The following is a 21158-nucleotide window of genomic DNA, read 5'->3' on the forward strand; positions in this document are numbered from 1 at the left end:
GCGGGACGGGGATTTATCCATTGAAACGTTGGGCGGCCGATTTGTGTATCGGTATGACCCCTATTCTTCGGCTCAGGGGGGTATCGACGTTTATTCCGGGTTTTTCATGGAGTGGGGCCGGAGGGGTTCGCGACCTGTTGACTTGTCAAATTCTTAGGGGTCACGATGTTGGTGTATCAACGCGCGGATCGTACATTTGACGAACAGAAAGGTGTTGTGGCCAGGGGTTGCTAAATAATTTATTTAATCATTTATACATTAAAATCATGCGAAAGAAAATTGTAGCCGGAAACTGGAAAATGAACCTCGACTTTCAACAGGGGATAAGTCTGTTTTCCGAGATTGTCAATATGGCCAAGGATGAGGTGGTCGGCCAGCAGCAAGTAGTTGTTTGCAGTCCTTTTATCCATCTACATGGCATTGCGCAGCTGGCTAAGGGAACTTCCCGTGTAGCAATAGGTGCTCAAAATATCTATTTCGAAGAAAAAGGCGCCTATACCGGAGAAATATCGGCTACTCAGGTAAAGTCCGCAGGTGCTGAATACGTGATTTTAGGTCACTCAGAGCGCCGTGCGTACTTCAATGAAAGCGACGAACTACTTAGTAAAAAAGTAGATGCTGCTTTATCACATGGTTTAATTCCGATTTTTTGTATTGGCGAAACACAGGAAGAACGCGAAGCAGGCCGTTACTTTGATGTCATCCGTGGTCAATTGGAAAAAGGTGTCTTCCATCTTCCCAGCGAAGTGTTCAACAAGGTTGTACTCGCTTACGAGCCCGTGTGGGCTATCGGCACTGGGCTGACCGCAACGCCCGAGCAAGCGCAGGAAGTGCATGCATTTATCCGCCAACAAGTGGCCGGACAATACAATCAAAGCGTTGCCGACCAGTTGACAATCTTGTACGGGGGAAGCTGCAATCCGAAAAATGCACCGGAATTGTTCGCGCAAGCGGATATAGATGGTGGCCTTATCGGGGGCGCATCCTTGAAGTCCCGTGATTTTATTGATATCGTCAAGGTATTCAATAACTGAACGGATAGGCGATTGTTTCATGAAATACAGCGCGATTATTTTCACCTGCAATGGTGGTGAAGATTGGCACCAGGATCTGCTGATTGATAGCTTGGCTCATATGGGATTCGATACCTTCGAGCCCCGAAATGATGGGTTTGCGGCGTATATTGCCTCTGAACAGCTTGATTTACAAGCTTTGGAGGCATTGTTGATAAACCAACCCATGGGATTTCAAGTAGATTATCAGGTGCATGAAATACCGTCGCAAAACTGGAACGCAGTCTGGGAGGGCAATTTCGAACCCGTTGTGGTAGCAAATCAATGTTATGTGCGGGCGACGTTCCATCAGCCACCAGTCGGGTACCCGTATGAAATCATTATCGACCCCAAGATGGCCTTTGGTACAGGGCATCATCAGACCACCGCTTTGATGATACAGTACATGCTGGAAACAGCGTTCGAAGGGAAGACGGTGCTGGATATGGGATGTGGTACAGGGATATTGGCGATATTGGCAGCGAAGCGTGGTGCATCCCGTGTTCTGGCGATTGATAATGACCCGGTGTGCGTAGCCAGCGTCGAAGAAAACAAAGTGCTGAATGGTGCCCCTGGTATCATTGCCTTATGCGGTTCGGTTGATTTAATGGCCGACCAACTTGTGGATGTCATATTGGCAAACATCAATCGTAATATTCTGTTGGATCAAATTGCGCAATATGCCCGCTCGTTGAAACCAGATGGGATGCTATATATGAGTGGTTTTTATGACGGCGATGATTTAGCACTGCTTAAAGCCGCCGGTCTCCAGCATCAGCTGATCTACGAGCGTCATAAGCAGCAGGATGGTTGGGTAGCAGCACGGTTTATTAAAAAAGAATAGTTATGCGTGTACACTTTATTGCTATTGGCGGTAGCATTATGCACAACTTGGCCATTGCACTGGCCAAAAAAGGGTATATGGTGAGTGGTTCTGACGACCACATCTATGAACCGTCGCGCACCAACCTGGCCAACGAAGGGTTGCTTCCCGAACCAGGGTGGGATCCGGCACATATTACGGCCGATATCGATGCCGTAGTATTGGGAATGCATGCAAAGGCTGACAATCCCGAATTATTGAAGGCGAAGGAGTTGGGTGTCCGTATTTATTCGTATCCGGAATTTATCTATGAGCAAACGATGGATAAAACGCGGGTCGTGATAGGGGGGAGCCACGGCAAAACGACCATCACCAGTATCATTATGCACGTGTTAAAATCCATCGGGCGGGATTTCGATTACCTGGTGGGCGCTAAACTCGATGAATTTGAGTACATGGTACGCCTCACCAAAGATGCGCCCCTGATGATTATCGAAGGTGATGAATACCTGGCCTCGCCCATTGATCAACGCCCGAAGTTCCATTTATACCGCCCGCATATTGCCTTGATCAGCGGCATCGCCTGGGATCATGTCAATGTATTTCCAACGTTTGAAAATTATGTGACCCAATTCAGGCTCTTCATTAAAAGTATCGAACCCAAAGGCACATTGGTCTATAATAAAGAAGACAAACGGCTTCAAGAACTTGTACTCGAGGACCAATCTAAGATCAACAAACATGGCTATCGCACCCCGGAATACACTATCAATAAAGGAATCACATATATGCATACCCACTTGGGCGATATCCCGCTGCAGGTTTTCGGCCGGCACAATTTATCTAATATCGCAGCTGCATTTACGGTTTGTGAGTGGTTAGGTGTTGAGCGCGAGGCATTTTATGAAGCAATAAAACAATTTAAAGGGGCTTCAAGGCGTTTAGAATACGTTGCCAGCAATAATGATAGTGTGGTTTACCAGGATTTTGCCCATACGCCCACCAAATTAAAAGCAAGTATACACGCCCTTAAAGAGCAATTTCCGGGCAAGGCATTGGTGGCTATTATTGAGTTGCATACATACAGCAGCCTTAATAAGGCATATTTGAATGAGTATATGGATACCATGCAGGAAGCAGAGTATCCGGCGGTATTCATCAATCAGGAAGGGTTGAAACAGAAAAATGCCGAGGCGATCTCGGAAGATGCGCTTAAGAAGGCGTTTAATCAACCCAATTTGATATATTTCAACAGTATTGATGGCATGAAACAGTATCTTGTGGAAATGGACCCGGCTGGAAAGAATTTATTGTTTATGAGTTCAGGAAATTACGGTGGTGTGAATCTTGTTAATTTTGCCGATAAATTTTTGTATAAATAAAAAATATTAATTACATTAGATTTCCAATTAAAGAAAGCATTAGATAGTCATTAAGTTTCAACAATCATCTTACCAATGAATGCATTAGGAAAAAAAATCAGATTATTACGACACCAAAAAGGGTGGAGCCAGGAAGATGTAGCCAAGCGATTGGATATATCGATACCGGCTTTCTCCAAAATCGAAACCGGCATCACGGACGTCAACTTATCCCGGCTAGACCAGATATCCAGATTGTTTGGCTTGTCTGTAGTACAACTGTTAGCTACAAACGACTCTGAAGAAGAGAAAAAATATATCTCAGAATTGGCGATCGCCAACAAAAAACTCCAGGAACGGGACGCGGAAGTAATCGAGCTGCAGAAAAAAGTGATTGAACTTTACGAACTATTGCATAAAAAAGCGGCAGAGTAGTTTTTTATTGCAAATTCTTTTAATAGCCAAACACATCTACTATCATGACGCGGGTCATACATAGTAGATGTGATGAAGTAGTATGGATTCAAAATGGGCTTCAGTGCTGCTACTCCGGCAAACGAAGCAGCTTATCGAAGCCTACATTTGTGGTGTCAGGTAAGGGTTTACTTTCAATATGATGTGAGGGTGTTTTTTGTCAAAAATCATCGTCGTCATCGAAGTCATCGAACTCATCCAACGAGTCAAACTCATCCAACTCAAAATTATCCTCATCCTCAAAAAGATCGTCCGAATCGTCATCATCATCGGGCCCACCGTCAAAAGCGACCAAAACGTCATCCTCCATAATCGCTAAATCATTGTCGTGCATCATTGGCGTTTTCATAATCATCATTAAAAGATATTGTTGTTTTATTCAGGATAAAAATAGCAAGTTTTTGATTTTAAAACATTTTTTTTAAAAAAAATATCTCCCTCATCCTCATTCGCTTATCTCACCTATGGCGTTGTCTTCCTGGATGATTTCTTTGAGCTTTGGCAGGCCGGCTGTGTTGGTTATACCAAAGTGATCCATAAATAAATCGCTCGTGCCATATAGCAGAGGTTTGCCCAGCGAATCGGCTTTGCCAACTATCTTGATAAGTTCCTTTTCCAGCAGTCGTTGTATGGAATAGTCGCAGTTAACACCGCGGATCTGCTCGATTTCCAATTTGGTAATTGGTTGTCGGTAAGCGATAATGGCCAATGTTTCCAGCGCAGCTTGGCTGAGCTTTTTTTTTGCACGGTGCGTTTGGAGCTGGTTGACCGTTTGGTAATAATGCTGTTTGGTCAAAAATTGATACCCATTGTTTATGGTTTTCAGTTCAACCACATATTCCTCTTGGAGGTAACGGACCCGAATCGACTCCAATGCCGCTTCAATCATATGTTCTTCGATATCCGTACCTGTGGTTGACTCGAGGACTTGTTTAATTTCTGATATGCCGATGCCATATTCGGAAGCGTAAATAAGGGCCTCAATTTGTTGATTCAAGTTTTCCAAAATCCAATCCTTTGTGGGCGATTAATAATTGATAACTTGTTCTTCCATGGCCTCCGGTAATTCCCTGAATTCGTATTTCTGTGTGCGTAACTGCGGTTCGAACCCAGCTTCGCGGATAGCATCTTGAATGGATTTAGAAGTAAACCGATGGGGAGCGCCGGCTGCTGATACCACGTTTTCTTCTATCATGATGGACCCAAAGTCATTGGCTCCGGCATGTAGGCAAAGCTGAGCCACGCGTTTTCCGACGGTGAGCCACGAAGCTTGGATGTTCTTAATGTTGGGCAACATAATCCGGCTCAGCGCTATCATACGGATGTATTCTTCGCCGGTGACATTGTTGCGGATGCCACGAAGGCGCTTAAGCAGCGTGCCATCATCCTGAAATGGCCACGGAATGAAAGCGATGAAACCATAAGCCCCTGCGGGGCGCTCTTCCTGTACTTGCCTGATCCAGACTAAATGCTCAAACCGCTCGGTGAGCGTTTCAACATGCCCAAACATCATGGTCGCCGATGTGGGCAGGTTAATCTGATGGGCAGCACGCATCACATCCAACCATTCCTGGCCGCCACATTTACCTTTTGATATAAGCCGTCTTACCCGGTCATTTAGGATTTCCGCACCGGCTCCCGGCAACGAATCGAGGCCGGCATCCTTCAGCGCACGGAGTACATCGATATGGCTCATGCCCTCCAGCTTGGCAATGTGCGCCACCTCGGGAGGCCCGAGCGAATGCAGCTTCAGTGTCGGGTACAACGATTTCAATTCCCGAAAGAGATCGGTATAGAATGCCAGTCCCAAATCGGGGTGGTGCCCCCCCTGTAAGAGTAGTTGATCGCCACCATAGCGGAATGTCTCTTCTATTTTCCGCTTATAAGTCTCGATGTCGGTGATGTAGCTGTCTTCATGCCCCGGCCTGCGGAAAAAATTACAGAACTTGCAGTTGGCAATGCATACGTTGGTGGTGTTGACATTACGGTCGATTTGCCAGGTCACTTTGCCGTGAGGAACTTGTATTTTTCGTAACTCGTTTGCTACGTACGATAAGTCGGCTATCGTGGCATTGTTGTACAAATAGATTCCTTCGTCAATGGAGAGAAACTCGAATTCCAACGCCCGGCTTAGCAATTTGTCAACATTCATGAACGCAAAGATACGCAGTTTTTGATAAACGCAACAGCTTTTTGAAACGCGTTGAATTTTATTCGGCTGGAACCAATTTTAGCAGTATACCAGGCCCCTCAGTGAGCACCGTGATAAAGCCATCCGTATCTTGCGCGATATGGCGTACGCGCCCGATACCGGCAAGTAGTCGCTCCTCATGCTTGTAGATGCCATTGGTCACTTCAATACGTGCGATGTGCGTTTGCGCCAATGCTCCAGAAAATAGGTTGCCCTGCCAGTCCGTATAACGGTTGCCGGTGTAATACAATAATCCACAGGTGGCAATGGACGGCGTCCAATAATGGATAGGTTGTTCCATGCCTTCTTTGGTTGTCAATTCTGAAATGATTGCGCCACTGTAATCGATACCGTAGGTAATTATCGGCCAGCCGTAGTTCTTGCCTTTTTCGATGATGTTGAGTTCATCACCGCCGCGGGGACCATGCTCAGTTGCATAGAGAATACGGTTTACAGGGTCGTAGGCCATGCCTTGTATGTTGCGGTGTCCATACGACCAAATACTCGGCTTGGCCGCCGGATGATCTATGAACGGGTTGTCGCTCGGTATCCGGCCGTCGTCATGCAGCCGGTGTATCTTGCCCATATCGTTGGTGAGGTCCTGTGCATTTGCTTTGATGCCCCGTTCGCCCGTGCTGAAGTACAGATAGCCGGCCTCGTCAAATACAATGCGGCTTCCGAAGTGTACACCGGATGTTGATAGGGGGGTGGTTTGATACAGTGCTTCAAAGTCGATAATTTCGTTGCCTGTCAATCGGAAGCGGGCTAGTGTTGTACTGCCCCCTTCCTTTCCAGGCCGGGCATAGGTTACATATATCCATCCATTTTTAGCATAATACGGATGGAGCTGGATGTCCATCAGTCCGCCTTGCCCACGTTCGTAGACTTCCGGGAATCCCTTGAGTTTTTCTGTCTTGCCAGGATCGTTTCCCAGCGCGAGTATTTCGCCCTTCCGTTCGGTAACGAGTACGCGACCATCCGGCAGCCACACCATTCCCCATGGATTCTCAAGTCCTGTGCGAAGTGTATCAATGCGGAAGCTTGCTTTCTCAGACGTTATCAGGCGATCCGCAGTAACTTGTTGGTCGCTTTGTTGCCCATCGCCGGCACATGCCGGACACAGTACAGCTATAGCAGCTATATATAATAGCCCTGGCGTTTTCATGCTTTATGTTTGTGGTTGTCTATCAGTCAAAGATAGGAATATCTGTCGTTTTGATCGGACTATCGTCGAATGAAAGTTATCGCTTATTTTCGTGAATATTTAATGCCCCCTTGCAAATTTGTAATCAAAATGTTAAGTTTGTATAACCAATTGTACAAGAGCCTTGTTGAACAAACCAAACATTGAAACGGACGCTGAATTGCTGGAACGCATAAGCAAAGACGACCAAGTGGCTTTCAAAGCGCTGTATAAGCGGTATTGGAAAAAATGTTATATGTTGGTTTTGAGGCGCTCGGGAGATACAACATTGGCAGAGGATTTGACGCAAAGCATTTTTGTTTCGTTGTGGGAAAAGCGCCGGTCTTCGATGGTCAGAAATGTGGGTGCCTATTTGGCAGCTGCCGTACGTTTTCAGTTTATCTCGTACCTGAAATCCCAATTCCATGAAGATACCTATGTGCATCATTTGCAGCGCGAACAAAGTGATTTGCAAAATCCGGTGGAGGTCTCTATGCGAATAAAGGAATTGAATGAGGCAATAGACAAGGGGGTAGCCATGATGCCGCCCAAAACGAAAACCGTCTATACGCTCAGCCGCACCGAGCATTATTCCGTGAAGGAGATAGCGCGCAAACTAAACCTGTCTGAAAAAGCGGTGGAATACCATATCACGCAATCTCTCAAGATGATGCGTTTGGCATTAAAGGACTTTCTTCCCATTGCCTTATTTTTTCGGGAAATTTTTTAAAATAGTTTTAGGGATTTCGCCGTTTTGATAGACACCCTATATACCTATAGGTATTTATCAATGAGTAGGGAAAACTTTCACCGTTTATTGCAGCGCTACCTGGATGGGCAATGTACGCCTGCTGAACAACAGTTGGTGCATCACTGGTATGATATGCTGGATGAACACCAAGAAATCAATCCGGAAAACCTGGATGCCATCGAAGATGCCATTTGGCGTAAAATACACCAGCAGATGAATGCCGGTTTGCCGGAAAATAAGGCAACGGTGCGTCCGTCAACCTTCTCATCAAAGCGGCTGCGCTTATGGTTGGCCGCCGCTGCTGCAGTGGTGTTTCTCATCGGGGCTGGTATATTCATATACTTAAGGATTATTTGTTATCCGGTTAGCCCTTCGTTTGCAACCGATCCCATGCCGGATGGGCAGGTAATCACGGTGAAGAACGACACCGAATACCATATGAATATCATTCTACCCGATGAGTCGTTGGTTGAACTTTACCCGGGGGCGTTGCTCGAATACCCGAAACGCTTTAAAGAAAAAAACAGGGAAGTCCGATTGGCTGGCGACGCATTTTTTGCTGTGGCTGCTAATTCGGAAAACCCATTTTGGGTTTTTCACGAAGGGATGATCACAAAAGTGCTGGGGACCAAGTTTAAAATCAAGGCTCCTAAAGGAAATGCCAACGGCGAAGTGATTGTTTATTCAGGTAAAGTAGACGTATTTTATAATCAAGGTAGCCGCAACTTGGTAAAACGAATCCTTGCTGCTCCGGAGAAAGCATCCATCACCACTAATCAGCGTGCGGTACTGCAATCCAAAACCATCGAAGAAACCGTCATGGAAAACCCTTTGCCGGTTCGCGAACAGGTGGATGCTATCCGAAATGAAACGTTTAAAGACATTCCGATGACGACGTTGGCAAAAACACTTAGCGACCTTTATGCACTGGACATCGTGGCAGACAGTAGCTTGGCAGGAATCACCTTTACAGGGGATATCAGTGGTATCGGGCTTTTCAAGCAACTCGATATCATCTGTATGGTCACCGATACGCAGTATGAGACCCAAGGCACCACGGTTTTTTTGAGAAACAAACATTGACCCAATAAACACAAATTTTATCCCAAACACACTAATTGTAAACGATATGAAAGACGATAAGACTTAACTCATTAACTAATTACCGGCAATAAAGAAGTATTGCTGCCTTATTGTACCAAACTTGTTGTTCGTAGTGCGCTTGGCATCACCAAAGTGCTGAGTGCTGTTTTTTGACCATTCCCACCGACAGATGGTGGGGCAAGGGGTACTTACGCCCATTAAACAAACACAATTATGAAAAAACCAGAGACATAGCCTTAAAAAAAACCGGCAATATGGGGGTATTGCCGGCTACATCCGGAAGTGATGTTTTCCGGAAATTTTACAGTTCAAGAAATCTGTTTAACGAACCATAATTTTTCAAAAGTATGAAAAAAGAACGAATTGTTGCTTTAACCAAGATAGCGATGAGACTAACCTTTTTATATGCCCTCACTACATTGACTGTGGCATTTTCCACCCATGCTAAGGAGGCTGATGCACAGGGTGTTTTAGATAAAAGGATCGCATTTTCTGCCAAGCGTATTACCATCAAAGAAGTGATAGCAGCCTTAGAGGAGCAATCGGAAGTACATTTTATCTACAGCTCATCTGCTATCAAGGCTGATCGAAGGATTAAAGTGCCGACCATTCAGGGGGCGTTGTCCGACGTGCTTGAAGGGGTATTTAAACCTGTAGGAATTACGTATAAAGTAGCGCATGATAAAGTGCTGCTGTTCAGTATGGTCCAAGATTTTACGATTACCGGAACGGTAGTCGATGCCCAGGACAATGCACCCATAGTGGGCGCTGCCGTTAAGGTAAAAGGGACAACCAGAGGTACCAGTACCAATGATAACGGCCAGTTTTCGCTGGTTGTCAATCCTGGCGAATTGGTTGAGATAAGCTATATTGGCTTTGCCGCGCAGGAATTTACGGTAGACAAGGACAAACAAGTTTATAGCATCAGTTTGCGTCCATCACTTAGTACCTTGGACGAGGTGGTTGTCACCGGCTATTCCGCACAGCGTGTAAAAGATGTGACAGGCTCCGTGGCCGTTGTTGATGTCAATCAACTCAAGGCACAGCCGGTAGCCAGCCCTGTTGAGGCCTTGCAGGGAAAAGCCACGGGAGTCCAAATCATCAGTGACGGTGCACCGGGGGCTACTCCGCAAATCCGTATCCGTGGCTTTAGTACCATCAATAACAACGATCCGCTCTATGTCATCGACGGCGTACCTTACGAAGGAAAGCTGAGTTGGCTCAATCAGAACGACATTGAAAGTATGCAGGTACTGAAGGATGCCTCTGCCGCTTCTATCTATGGAGCGCGTGCAAATAACGGTGTGGTCATTATTACCACCAGGAAAGGGGCCAAAGGAGCACCGCAAATTTCGTTGGATATGTACTACGGTACACAGAATCCCCGGCGGGAGGCTTTCCCCGAAATGATGAACCCGACACAGTATGCCAATTATCTGTGGCAGTCCTTTGAAAACAATCCTAATTTTACGCCGGGCACTTCGGAGACTACCGGTAACAATTACAGGCTGGTAGACGGCGTTATCCAACTGCCAGAATATCTGGTAGCCGGGGCAGCCACTGGCCATAACGTAACGGCGGCCGATGCAGATCTGGCAAATTACAACTACAGCCGCGACCCGGGTACGTTCTATCAAATCACACGAGCCAATCATGCAGGTACCAATTGGTTTGAAGAAATGACACGCAATGCACCGATACAAAGTTATCAATTGAATGTGAGCGGGGGTGGGGAGGCCGCCAGTTATTCGATCTCCGGTGGGTACATGGAGCAGCAAGGTATCGTCAAGCACACGAATTTTGAGCGATTCAATGTGCGTTCGAATACCACTTTTTCGGCATTAAATGAACGGGTGCGTTTCGGCGAGAATCTGCAATACAGCTACGAGGAGTTTTTCGGTGTAGGCGTGAATCCTAACGTGGCGGGAGATTACCAGGGTGAAGGCAGCGCATTGGGATTTGCATACCGTATCCCGACCATCATACCGGTTTATGATGAGATGGGCAACTTCGCAGGTAGCCGGGGCGATAAGCTTGGCAATGCGCAGAATCCGGTAGCCATGTTGTACCGCGCCAAAGACAATAAACGCCGCCGGAATTTCTTCTTCGGCAATGTGTTTACCGAAGTGGATGTAGTGACCGGCCTGACCGCACGTACCAGTTTCGGATTGCGGTATGAAAACTACAACGGAATGAATATCGGGTATCCTAATTTGGAGTTCTCAGAAGGCAGCAATGCCAATAACCTAGATGAATGGCAAGGCTTCTCGATGGATTGGACTTGGACAAATACGCTCACTTATAAACGGACGTTGGGCGGCCTACATGATCTGACGGTGATGGCTGGTACGGAGGCCATTCGTTCAAATGCACGCGAGCTGGGGGGCGCCAGAAACGACTTCTTTTTGTTGGGCAACCTGGATTTTTATTACCTCTCGCGGGGAGCCAGCAATATCAGTAACAGAAGTTCGGGCAGTATTTGGTCCATGTTTTCCATTTTCGGTCGGGCAGATTATTCGTTTAATAACCGCTACCTGCTCAGCGCCACAGTTCGGCGGGACGGATCTTCAAACTTCGGCCCCGAAAATAAATACGGTGTGTTTCCAGCGGCCAGTGTGGCATGGCGTGTTTCCGAGGAAACATTTCTCAATGATGCCGAATGGTTAACCGATTTGAAGCTGAGGGCTGGCTATGGCGTAACCGGCAACCAGCGCATTCCGGGATTCCAGTATCTACGACGCTACGAGGTCTCTATCCCGTCGGCGTCTTACCCGATGGAGGGAAGTGGGCTGACGACCGGGGTATGGCAGAATGCGTATGACAATCCTGCCGTCAAATGGGAGCAGGTAAACTCGTTGAATCTCGGTGTGGATTTTACGCTGTTTGACGGTCAGTTTGACGGTGTGTTTGACTGGTATACCCGTAAAACGACGGACATGCTGTATCCGGTGCCACTCCCTGCGGCAGCAGGGGGTATGGGCAGTTCGCCATTCATCAATATTGGCGATATGGAAAACCGGGGCGTTGAATTGTCTTTAAATTACCACCATGGCCAGCGAGACAACCGTCCTTTCCAATTTGATGTGGGCATCAATTTTACTAAGTATACCAATAAGGTTGTGTCCCTGGCGCCCTCGGTTACGGAGCAACTGTATGGCAATTACCGCAGCTTGCAAACGACAATCCTTCGGCCCGGTGCGCCTTTCGGGTCGTTCTTTGGCTACCGGTTAGCTGGGATTTATCAAAGTGCTGAAGATATCGCCAACAGTCCATCGTATGACGGCGCGCGGGTAGGAGGCCCCAAATACGCTGATCTTTCCGGTCCGGATGGCACACCGGACGGTGTCATCAGCCCCTTTGATCGTACCATTATTGGCAACCCCCATCCGGATTTTTTGTACTCGCTGAGTTTCGGCGCCCGGTACAAGAATTTTGATATCAACATGTTTTTCAATGGTTCACAGGGCAATGATCTGTATGAAGCTACCCGATATTTTACGGATTTCAGCACGTTTGACGGCTCGGCCAGCGTACGCATGCTGGACACCTGGAGTCCATCAAATCCTACAGGTACGGTCCATTCGCCATACCGTGGTGCTTCCGACTTCGAGCTGGCCTCATCCAGCTATTATGTGCAGGATGGCAGCTTCTTCAGGATGAAAAACCTGCAGATCGGATATAACTTCCCTGGGGGGAGCCTGTTCCAAGGAAAAGTCAGGAACTTACGGGTGTATGTAAGTGGCACCAACCTGTTTACCATCACCAAGTATACCGGATTGGATCCCGAGGTGAGCCAAACTAACAGTACTTTTTCGGCACTCGGTGTTGATTTCGGGATATATCCGGTCGGTAGGCAGTATCTATTGGGTCTTAGTGTAGGGTTTTAACATGTTAAGGAGCGAACAAATGAAAAAGTTGAAAAATAATATCATCTGTCTTACATTAGTTGGTGTATTTACCGCTTGCAGCGGTGATTTTTTGGAACGTGTGCCACAGGGCGAACTGATTACCGCTCAATTGGAAAACCCGGAAGGGGTAGAGGCGACCTTAGTGGGGGCTTATGCATTGTTGAATGGCAACGTGAATGGAACGTGGGGAAACTATGCGTCAGCCCCGAGCCAATGGCTGTTTGGTGAAGTAGCGGCAGATAATGCCCACAAAGGCAGCAACAATGGCGATCAGCCGAATATGAATCAAATTGAATCGCACCAGGCTATCAGTACCAATGACAACCTGGCGGTGATGTGGAGCCGGTATTATGAAGGTATCGCACGGTGCAATAATACGCTGCGTCTGCTGAATGCGGTACAGGCCGGTTCAGGGGAGCGGCTTAGCGATAGCCGGGCTACCGAAATTACTGCTGAAGCGCGGATGCTTCGGGCCCATTATTATTTTTTCTTGAAGCGGGTTTTTCGCAACGTACCCTATGTGGATGAAAATACGGCGACAGCCGACGCGGTGACCATTCCTAACAATACGGATGTATACCCACAAATCGAGGCAGACCTCCGTTTTGCTGTAGACAATTTGCCGCCTGATAAACCGCTTGGCGAGATAGGTCGTGTCGATCGGATAGCGGCACAGGCTTATCTCGGCAAAGTGCTGCTATACCTGGGGCGGCATAGCGAAGCGCTACCCTTATTTGAAGCTGTGATGGATGCTAGGCCTGATATCACCACCTTGCCTTTTACAGACAACTTTGATGTCACCCGAGAAAACGGTCCGGAATCGATATTTGCTGTACAGCACGCCATCAACCCCGATGGAAGCGGTGACAATGCCAATGTGGGCGACATGCTTGGAGGCTTTTATGGCAATGCACCGGTCAATTGCTGTGGTTTTTTTCAGCCTACATTTGATTTGGTCAATGCTTTCCGTGTAAACGCAGCAGGCCTTCCAATGCTGGACGGAAGTTACCGTACCAATGCCTATACCTCGGATTTCGGGCTTACCGGCAATGCCAAAACGAATTATGCAGTGGATCGGACAATCGCTTTCGATCCTCGGTTGGATTATACCGTTGGCCGTCGTGGTGTTCCCTTCCGGGATTGGGGCATTATGCCGGGAGACAGCTGGATCAGGGACCCGGCCTATGCAGGACCGTTCGTCGGCGCCAAGCACATGATTGAGCAGTCGCAATTCTCTACGCATGCCGTGCAAGGCACCCTGCAGATTACCGGGCTCAATGTCAATCTTATCCGCTTGGCTGATGTGTACCTGATGGCCGCTGAATGCCAGGTGGAGGCCGGTAATCTCGGAGAAGCGTTGGCGTTGGTTAACGCTATCCGTGAGCGCGCAGCACAGTTGCCGGGCAAGCAAGTGAATGGAGCGCCGGCGGCAGCCTACAACGTGCAGCCTTACCCGTCGTTTCCCAATGCCGACTACGCACGTGATGCCATACGTTTCGAACGGAGACTTGAACTGGCGCTGGAGGGGCACCGTTTCTTCGATTTGGTACGTTGGGGCATTGCCAAAGAAGTGTTGGAAAGCTATTCGGCGTTTGAAGGACAGTTGCTATCGGCCTACCGCGGTTTGGTTTTCCAACCCCGGAATGAGTATTTCCCAATTCCGCAAGAGCAGATAGACCGAAGCCAGGGCGCATTGGTACAACACGACGAATATTGATGACTTATGATATCACGGAAAAGATTTATTCGTAACATAGGCGCTGGGATTGCCGCAACGGTGGCATCCCCAGCCATATTGCCGTTGTTTTCCTGCGACGGGCAGGAGTCCAAAGCGGAAGAAGGCGGTAACGGGTTATTCTTTAAGATTTCATTGGCAGAGTGGTCTTTGAACCGGTTGATTTTTGGCGGGCAGTTAGACCACCTGGATTTCCCGTCGTATGCTAAGGAAAAATTCGGGATAAGTGCCGTGGAATATGTCAATCAGTTTTTTAAGGATAAGGCGGAGGATCAGGCATACCTCAAAGAGATGAAGCGGAGGTGTGACGATCAAGGTATTACAAGCGTGCTTATTATGTGTGACTTAGAGGGCGATTTGGGGGATGCGGATGCCATTAGTCGCAAACAAGCCGTCGAAAACCACTACAAATGGGTGGAAGCCGCTCAGTTTCTGGGGTGCCACGCTATCCGTGTGAATGCCGCAGGAAGGGGGACAGCCGCCGAAGTCGCCCAACGTGTCACGGAGAGCCTCCGGCAACTGGCTTCGTTTGCGCAGGATTATGGCATTTCCGTCATCGTAGAAAACCACGGTGGTTACTCTTCCGATGGGATATGGCTGAGCAAAGTGATGCAGGATGTGGCGTTGCCCAATTGCGGCACCTTGCCGGATATCGGCAACTTCTGTATCCGCCGGAGTGAGCCGTCGGAGCAAACCATCGAGGCCTACCTGGCTGCCGAATGCTTAGAAGAATATGATCGTTATAAAGGCACCGAAGAATTGTTGCCCTTTGCAAAAGGCGTGAGCGCGAAGACATACGATTTTGACAAACAGGGAAATGAAAGCAGCATCGACTATAAGCGGATCCTAAAACTCATGCGTGATGCCAGATTTAGTGGATATGTGGGCATTGAATATGAAGGGCATAACCTTCCGGCCGATGAGGGCATTGCAAAAACCAAAGCCATGCTTGAGCGGTTGGGGCAGGAGATGGCATAGGCCAATTGAAGATTAACTATTAATACAAACACGCAGATGGGGGTGCCTGAGGCGTAATGGCTGTTCAGCCCCCCTTTTTATTGGAGGGTTCCCCCGAACCTAACTATTTCCTATCTTAGCCCTTTCAATGACATCATGGTTACATCTAAAAATCACAAACCCACTATACGGGCGTGGGCTATGTTTGACTGGGCAAATTCTGCATATAATTTGGTCATCACTTCCACGATTTTCCCGGCATATTACACGGCCATCACTTATACGGAAGCACACGGAGATCGGGTTGAATTCTTTGGATTTCAGGTGGTTAATACTGCATTGTCAAATTTTGCCCTGTCGTTTGCGTACTTGTTCATGGCGGTGATTTTGCCGATATTATCATCGGTAGCTGACTTCAAAGGCAATAGAAAGATGTTTATGATGGCATTTACTTACCTGGGAGGGGTTGCCTGTATGGGACTATTTTTTTTCAAGCTCGAAACACTTGAATGGGGGATAGTCTGCTTCACATTAGCCGCCATGGGATATGTAGGGGGCGTCTTGTTTAATAATTCATACTTGCCACAGATAGCTACCGCAGATCAGCAGGATCGCGTGAGTGCACAGGGATTCGCTTACGGTTATGTAGGATGCGTCGCCATACAGATTATTTGTTTCGTTTTTATCCTTAAGCCGGAGTGGTTTGGAATTACTGATCCCAGTTTCGCACCCAGGTTGTCGTTTTTGTTGGTCGGCGTGTGGTGGATAGGTTTTGCTCAAATACCGTTTGTAAAATTGCCGACAGACGCGCGTAATGGGCAGCGTGTCACCAGCCAGGTGTTGCGCAAAGGGTTTGCTGAGTTACAGGATGTATGGAAGCGGGTCAATGAAATTCCTCAGATCAAACGATTCTTGCCGGCCTTTTTCTTCTACGCGATGGGCGTACAGACGGTCATGATTGTGGCAGCTGCATTCGGCGAAAAGGTTCTTCACCTTGGGGCACCCAAACTTATTGCGACCATCCTGATTATTCAGCTCGTCGCAATAGGCGGTGCTTACCTGATGTCGTTATTGGCCCGTTATATCGGGAATGTGCGTGTATTGATGTTGGTCGTCTGCGTTTGGATAGGGATATGTGTTGCCGCTTATTATATCGATAGCGAAACGCAATTTTATATATTGGCCGCGTTAGTAGGTTTAGTGATGGGCGGTATTCAATCGCTTTCACGCTCTACGTATTCCAAGCTGTTGCCTGCAGGCGAAGCGGATACGGCGTCGTTCTTCAGTTTTTATGAGGTGACCGAGAAAATAGGCATCGTAATTGGTTTGTTTTCGTTTGCGCTTATCGAGCAACTGACGCGTAATATCCGTTATTCAGCGTTGTCGCTAAGCCTGTTTTTCGTAATGGGGTTGATTTTATTGTTTAGGATGTTGATATTGAAAAAGCCGCTTGAAAATGATCGTTGAATTGTTCATCCCCTGTTTTATTGATCAGTTGTTTCCCGAGACTGCGTTCAATACCATAAAGGTATTGGAGAAAGCGGGATGCCGGGTAACGTACAATCCGGAGCAAACCTGCTGTGGCCAGCCTGCATACAATGCGGGTTTCTGGGACGAGGCAAAGGAGATAGGCCAAAAATTTTTACATGATTTTTCTCCTGATCGGGTTATTGTGTCGCCGTCAGCATCGTGCACCGGTATGATTAAAAACGCATACAATGATTTGTTTACCAATACGATGGTACACAACCGCTGCAGAGCTATCCAGGGAAACATCCATGAGCTGTCGGATTTTCTTGTAAATATCCTTAAAAAGGACTATTTTGGAGCCGAATTGGAAGGACGTGCGGTATACCATGATTCCTGTTCGGCGCTGCGCGAATGCCGCATCAAAGATGAACCACGGCACTTACTGAGCAGGGTTGATGGCTTGGAATTGGTCGAGATGAAAGATACCGATGTGTGTTGTGGTTTCGGCGGTACGTTTGCGGTAAAGTTTGAAGCGATATCCAGCGCCATGGCCGAGCAAAAGGTACACCATGCGTTGGAGATGGAGGCGGATTTTATCATATCCACGGATTCGTCGTGTTTATTACACCTCCAGGGGTATATAGACAAACACAAATTGCCTATCAGGACCATGCATCTGGCCGATGTGTTGGCTCATGGCTGGGGAAATATCTGATAGGACAATGTTTACAAAACCTAATTTATAGATTATAATATATGACGAACAGACGAGCATTTTTAAAACACCTTGGTATCGGTGCGTTGAGCGTTTCCGTGTTACCATCGATGGCTTTACCTATGAATTTTGCGCGAAACAGAAAGCCGTTCTTTGAAATCTCGCTGGCGGAATGGTCGCTGCACCGGACGCTTTTTGCGAAGAAATTAGACAACCTTGACTTTCCTGAGACGGCGGCGAAAACCTTTGGTATTCATGCTGTAGAATATGTCAACCAATTCTTTAAAGATAAAGCAAACGACAAAGCATATCTAAGCGATCTATTGCAGCGCGCAAAGGATCATGGTGTAAAAAATGTGCTGATTATGGTAGATGGCGAAGGCGCTTTGGGGGCACCTGATGACAAAGAGCGTTTACAGGCTGTGGAAAACCACTTTAAATGGGTAGAGGCCGCTAAATTCCTGGGGTGCCATGCCATCCGTGTAAATGCAGCGGGGAAAGGTACTTCAGATGAAGTAAAAACTGCGGCTATCGATGGGTTGGGCCGGTTAAGTGAATTCGCCGCACCACATGGCATTAGCGTCATTGTGGAAAACCATGGCGGCATATCCTCCCATGGTGATTGGTTGAGTGCCGTGTTGCAGGAAGTCGGCAAAGAAAACTGTGGAAGTTTACCCGATTTCGGGAACTTCTACGAATACGATCGGTATCAAGGCGTACAGGATCTTATGCCTTTCGCTAAAGGAGTGAGTGCAAAAGCTCTTACCTTTGATAAACAAGGTAATGAGGCCAACATTGATTACCGGAAAATGCTTCAAATTGTTAAGGACGCCGGCTATCAAGGATACATTGGTATCGAGTATGAGGGCAAGGAGTTGAGTGAGGAGGAAGGGATAAAAGCTACCAAGCGACTATTGGAGCGTGTGGGGGAGGCCTTAAGCTAAGCCCTTGCCCGCGGTCGACCGTACGTTCGCTTCCGGAGATAATGCTGTAGAAGCCCGACCAAAAGCAACAGCGCAGGGGGCAGCGCTACGTTGAACAATTGCCAGAGAACATAGTGTGTCTTGACCTTGATTTGATCGAGCAAACGAAGTTTAACCTCTTTTTCTCGCAATGTGATGATTCCTATGTCGTCGGTAAGGTAGTCGATGGCATTCAAAAGCAGCGACTTGTTGCCGAACTGTTGTTCGGTATACCTGTCCCAACCAAGCGGGTAGGGCGATCCGTCCGTAGGATTGACCTGCCCTTTGAAGACGTCGCCATCGGCAATAACGATCATCTTAGCGTTTTTTCCCCTTCGGGGTAAGGTAATAGCCGGATCGATCCCTGCAGGTACTGGCCGGTCGGCAAACACTGAGGGGAATTCGCCTTCCAGCAAGGCCGCTACTGGATAAGGTTGCTGTTTGAATTTGGCGGGGTCGGGCGTTTCTTCCACAAGCTGCAGAGAGATGGTCGCTGGCACGTTTAGTAATCGTGAGAACGGTGATGATTGCAGGATTACCGTTTTGTGGACGCCCGGAATAGCAATGGTATCCAATGTGCCCGCAAATTCACTGCGGATTCCGTTGAGGTTTTTTAACACCGGATGTGGTGTGTTGGGTACAAAAATGGGATAGAATAGCCAAGGGGCTAGTTCGATTTGAGCCTGGCTGCCTACCTTTCCTACGGTCAAGGGAATTTGTGCACAATTCATGTCGGCAACGAGGTTGTAGTTGAACCGTATGCCATAGGTAAACAAGAGGTCATCCAGATTAAGGGAGCGCGCCACTACGGTCTGCTCACCGGTGGTGCGCAGACTGTCCAATTCGGCGTCGAGCTGGTCAATGGCCCACAGTACGTTGCCTCCGTTCATCACGAAATGGTTGATTTTAAACTTTTCCGTTTCGGAGAATCTTTGGGTTGGCTTAGCGACAATAAGTGCCTTCAACCGGCTAAGCCCCTCCACCGTGATGCTGTCGAGGTCTACAAACCCCACTTCATAGCCGTCCATCAGGCTCTGGATAGCATCATAGAGTTGTAGATTGTCCAGTTCGCCATGTCCTTCCGTGAATCCAATCAGGGGTTTCCCGCCCAACGCCACTTTCCTGAGGGCGGATACAAAAGCGTACTCCAGGTTTTGCACTGAATTATTCAGTACTTCCTCATGGGACGCTCCTGCGCGATTTTGCAGTAGATGTACCGGTATTTCGTTTTCTCCATAGGTAATCAACGCAGCCGGGAATATCAATTGCTGATTAAATCCGGTTTCCGTACGTACATTGAGGTTGGTGGCGGTTATCCCCATGTCGGCTAGGGCCGCGACATTTTGCTGTTGTTGCTGGGCATCGCCATCCAGGGGATTAACGATGCTGAATGTCAATTTGCCTGCGGAATATGAGGCCAAATCATGCAGCAGGTCGGTCGTCGCTTGCTTCAGCCGGATAAAGCCTGCCGGTAGTTTGCCGGCTAAAAATACGGTGATGTGCACTTCGTGGTCGAGGGTGGTTACGGTTTGCTTTGACAGCGGCGAAAGTGTAAAGCGCTTGTCTGCTGTGAAGTCCAAACGGCCAAAAGACCATGTGGCCAACAGGTTGGCCGCCGTTATTCCTATGATTAGCAAAAGTCCCTGCCAAAGCATTTTCCGTCCACCGTGGTGGTGTTTTGCGAGCAGTCTTTGCGTACACCACAGCCAGAATAATATGATGCTCACGAAATAAACGAGATCGCGGCTGTCCAGTACGCCTCGGCTCATGGCTTCGTAGTGGCTTTGGATGCCAAAAAACGATACGGTTTGCGGATAACTGGAAAAAAACTGCAGGCCGCTCAATGCATCAAAGGCGTAAAAAACCAAAAAGCAAAGCGCCAAGGCCGTCAGAAAAGCGATGATGGCATTGTTGCTCAATGCGGATGCAAACAAGCCGATGGCTGTAAAAGCTGCGCCTAAAAATAGTAAACCAATGTAGGAGCCGATTAGCGCGCCGACATCCACATTGCCTACCGGCAAAGCCAGACGGTGTATCGAATAACTGTAAATCAGTGTAGGCAATAGGGCCAGTACAACGATCGTCAGGCCTCCGAAATATTTTCCGAGTAATACGCTCCACATCCGGATTGGCCTGGTAATAAGTAATTCCCAGGTGCCGTCGGCCTTTTCGCCGGCAATACTGCGCATGGTGATCGCAGGAATCAGAAACATGAAAAGGTAGGGACTGAGCCGGAAAAACCCGTCAAGCGTCGCGTAGCCCGAACCCGCTATGCTGGTGTCTGGAAAAACCCACAGTAACAAGCCGGTGGCCAACAAAAACAGGCCTATCGCCAGGTAGCCGATAAGCGAATTAAAATAAGCAGCAATTTCCTTTTTGTAGATACTCCGCAATGGTGACGTTTTGAAGCTCCGAAAATAGAAAAACAGCGGCTGTAAAACAAGAAAGCGCGAACAAATGGTTGCCCGCGCT

Annotated in this window: 17 protein-coding genes; 12 read left to right on the forward strand and 5 right to left on the reverse strand. The window is 47.8% G+C overall.

Translation table 11 applies throughout. The annotated features are described in order from the left end of the window. Positions 1-266 precede the first annotated feature (266 nt). From tpiA to B5X72_RS04635, 4 genes are all read left to right on the forward strand, one after another. On the forward strand, positions 267-1034 hold the full coding sequence (gene tpiA, locus B5X72_RS04620; RefSeq protein WP_079715664.1) for a triose-phosphate isomerase: 768 nt from the start codon (positions 267-269) through the stop codon (positions 1032-1034). Positions 1035-1053: 19 nt separating this feature from the next. Further along, positions 1054-1896, forward strand: a complete 843-nt coding sequence (prmA, locus tag B5X72_RS04625) for a 50S ribosomal protein L11 methyltransferase (protein WP_079715665.1) — start codon at positions 1054-1056, stop codon at positions 1894-1896. A gap of 2 nt (positions 1897-1898) precedes the next feature. After that, on the forward strand, positions 1899-3257 hold the full coding sequence (locus tag B5X72_RS04630) for a UDP-N-acetylmuramate--L-alanine ligase (protein WP_079715666.1): 1359 nt from the start codon (positions 1899-1901) through the stop codon (positions 3255-3257). Positions 3258-3332: 75 nt separating this feature from the next. Continuing rightward, entirely contained in the window at positions 3333-3671 is a 339-nt protein-coding gene (locus B5X72_RS04635) for a helix-turn-helix domain-containing protein (protein ID WP_079715667.1), read from the forward strand. A 199-nt stretch (positions 3672-3870) separates the two neighbouring features. Here the strand turns inward: B5X72_RS04635 and B5X72_RS20735 are convergent, their stop codons facing one another. The 4 genes from B5X72_RS20735 to B5X72_RS04655 form a co-directional block, all read right to left on the reverse strand. Continuing rightward, positions 3871-4068, reverse strand: coding sequence for a hypothetical protein (locus tag B5X72_RS20735; RefSeq protein ID WP_079715668.1), 198 nt, complete (start codon positions 4066-4068; stop codon positions 3871-3873). Positions 4069-4155: 87 nt separating this feature from the next. Further along, positions 4156-4707 (reverse strand): SMC-Scp complex subunit ScpB, encoded by a 552-nt coding sequence (scpB, locus tag B5X72_RS04645; protein ID WP_317043100.1) that lies wholly within the window; start codon positions 4705-4707, stop codon positions 4156-4158. A gap of 30 nt (positions 4708-4737) precedes the next feature. After that, complete coding sequence (gene mqnC / locus B5X72_RS04650) at positions 4738-5862, reverse strand: cyclic dehypoxanthinyl futalosine synthase (RefSeq protein WP_079715670.1); 1125 nt, start codon at positions 5860-5862, stop codon at positions 4738-4740. A 58-nt stretch (positions 5863-5920) separates the two neighbouring features. Further along, positions 5921-7066, reverse strand: coding sequence for a PQQ-dependent sugar dehydrogenase (locus B5X72_RS04655; protein ID WP_079715671.1), 1146 nt, complete (start codon positions 7064-7066; stop codon positions 5921-5923). Between the two features lie 166 nt (positions 7067-7232). On the opposite strand from B5X72_RS04655, the gene B5X72_RS04660 reads away from it, so the two are divergent. The 8 genes from B5X72_RS04660 (at position 7233) to B5X72_RS04695 (ending at position 18668) form a co-directional block, all read left to right on the forward strand. Further along, positions 7233-7814: a sigma-70 family RNA polymerase sigma factor gene (locus tag B5X72_RS04660; protein WP_139378534.1), complete on the forward strand. Its 582-nt coding sequence runs from the start codon at positions 7233-7235 to the stop codon at positions 7812-7814. Between the two features lie 60 nt (positions 7815-7874). Then, entirely contained in the window at positions 7875-8918 is a 1044-nt protein-coding gene (locus B5X72_RS04665) for a FecR family protein (protein WP_079715673.1), read from the forward strand. Between the two features lie 407 nt (positions 8919-9325). After that, the gene (locus B5X72_RS04670) at positions 9326-12826 is read left to right on the forward strand and encodes a SusC/RagA family TonB-linked outer membrane protein (RefSeq protein WP_245826827.1); all 3501 of its coding nucleotides are present in this window, start codon (positions 9326-9328) and stop codon (positions 12824-12826) included. Between the two features lie 19 nt (positions 12827-12845). After that, on the forward strand, positions 12846-14564 hold the full coding sequence (locus tag B5X72_RS04675) for a RagB/SusD family nutrient uptake outer membrane protein (protein WP_079716009.1): 1719 nt from the start codon (positions 12846-12848) through the stop codon (positions 14562-14564). A 6-nt stretch (positions 14565-14570) separates the two neighbouring features. Then, on the forward strand, positions 14571-15560 hold the full coding sequence (locus tag B5X72_RS04680; protein WP_079715675.1) for a sugar phosphate isomerase/epimerase family protein: 990 nt from the start codon (positions 14571-14573) through the stop codon (positions 15558-15560). 135 nt (positions 15561-15695) lie between these two features. After that, positions 15696-17006 (forward strand): MFS transporter, encoded by a 1311-nt coding sequence (locus tag B5X72_RS04685; protein WP_176146098.1) that lies wholly within the window; start codon positions 15696-15698, stop codon positions 17004-17006. After that, a complete protein-coding gene (locus B5X72_RS04690) occupies positions 16996-17724 on the forward strand; it encodes a (Fe-S)-binding protein (protein ID WP_079715677.1) in 729 nt (242 codons plus the stop codon). Before B5X72_RS04685 ends, B5X72_RS04690 begins: the two co-directional genes overlap by 11 nt. Positions 17725-17765: 41 nt before the next feature. Beyond that, the gene (locus tag B5X72_RS04695) at positions 17766-18668 is read left to right on the forward strand and encodes a sugar phosphate isomerase/epimerase family protein (protein ID WP_079715678.1); all 903 of its coding nucleotides are present in this window, start codon (positions 17766-17768) and stop codon (positions 18666-18668) included. On the opposite strand, the gene gldG is transcribed toward B5X72_RS04695, so the two are convergent. Next, positions 18665-21079 (reverse strand): gliding motility-associated ABC transporter substrate-binding protein GldG, encoded by a 2415-nt coding sequence (gene gldG, locus B5X72_RS04700; protein ID WP_079715679.1) that lies wholly within the window; start codon positions 21077-21079, stop codon positions 18665-18667. The two genes, B5X72_RS04695 and gldG, sit on opposite strands and share 4 nt — an antisense overlap. Positions 21080-21158: the final 79 nt, after the last annotated feature.

This window comes from Parapedobacter luteus, assembly GCF_900168055.1.
Lineage (GTDB): Bacteria > Bacteroidota > Bacteroidia > Sphingobacteriales > Sphingobacteriaceae > Parapedobacter > Parapedobacter luteus.

Bases quoted from the DNA above. Each gene is read 5' to 3' on its own strand.
- tpiA (WP_079715664.1), top strand. From the start codon at position 267: ATGCGAAAGAAAATTGTAGCCGGAAACTGGAAAATGAACCTCGACTTT.
- prmA (WP_079715665.1), top strand. From the start codon at position 1,054: ATGAAATACAGCGCGATTATTTTCACCTGCAATGGTGGTGAAGATTGG.
- B5X72_RS04630 (WP_079715666.1), top strand. From the start codon at position 1,899: ATGCGTGTACACTTTATTGCTATTGGCGGTAGCATTATGCACAACTTG.
- B5X72_RS04635 (WP_079715667.1), top strand. From the start codon at position 3,333: ATGAATGCATTAGGAAAAAAAATCAGATTATTACGACACCAAAAAGGG.
- B5X72_RS20735 (WP_079715668.1), bottom strand. From the start codon at position 4,068: ATGATGATTATGAAAACGCCAATGATGCACGACAATGATTTAGCGATT.
- mqnC (WP_079715670.1), bottom strand. From the start codon at position 5,862: ATGAATGTTGACAAATTGCTAAGCCGGGCGTTGGAATTCGAGTTTCTC.
- B5X72_RS04655 (WP_079715671.1), bottom strand. From the start codon at position 7,066: ATGAAAACGCCAGGGCTATTATATATAGCTGCTATAGCTGTACTGTGT.
- B5X72_RS04665 (WP_079715673.1), top strand. From the start codon at position 7,875: ATGAGTAGGGAAAACTTTCACCGTTTATTGCAGCGCTACCTGGATGGG.
- B5X72_RS04670 (WP_245826827.1), top strand. From the start codon at position 9,326: ATGAGACTAACCTTTTTATATGCCCTCACTACATTGACTGTGGCATTT.
- B5X72_RS04675 (WP_079716009.1), top strand. From the start codon at position 12,846: ATGAAAAAGTTGAAAAATAATATCATCTGTCTTACATTAGTTGGTGTA.
- B5X72_RS04680 (WP_079715675.1), top strand. From the start codon at position 14,571: ATGATATCACGGAAAAGATTTATTCGTAACATAGGCGCTGGGATTGCC.
- B5X72_RS04685 (WP_176146098.1), top strand. From the start codon at position 15,696: ATGGTTACATCTAAAAATCACAAACCCACTATACGGGCGTGGGCTATG.
- B5X72_RS04690 (WP_079715677.1), top strand. From the start codon at position 16,996: ATGATCGTTGAATTGTTCATCCCCTGTTTTATTGATCAGTTGTTTCCC.
- B5X72_RS04695 (WP_079715678.1), top strand. From the start codon at position 17,766: ATGACGAACAGACGAGCATTTTTAAAACACCTTGGTATCGGTGCGTTG.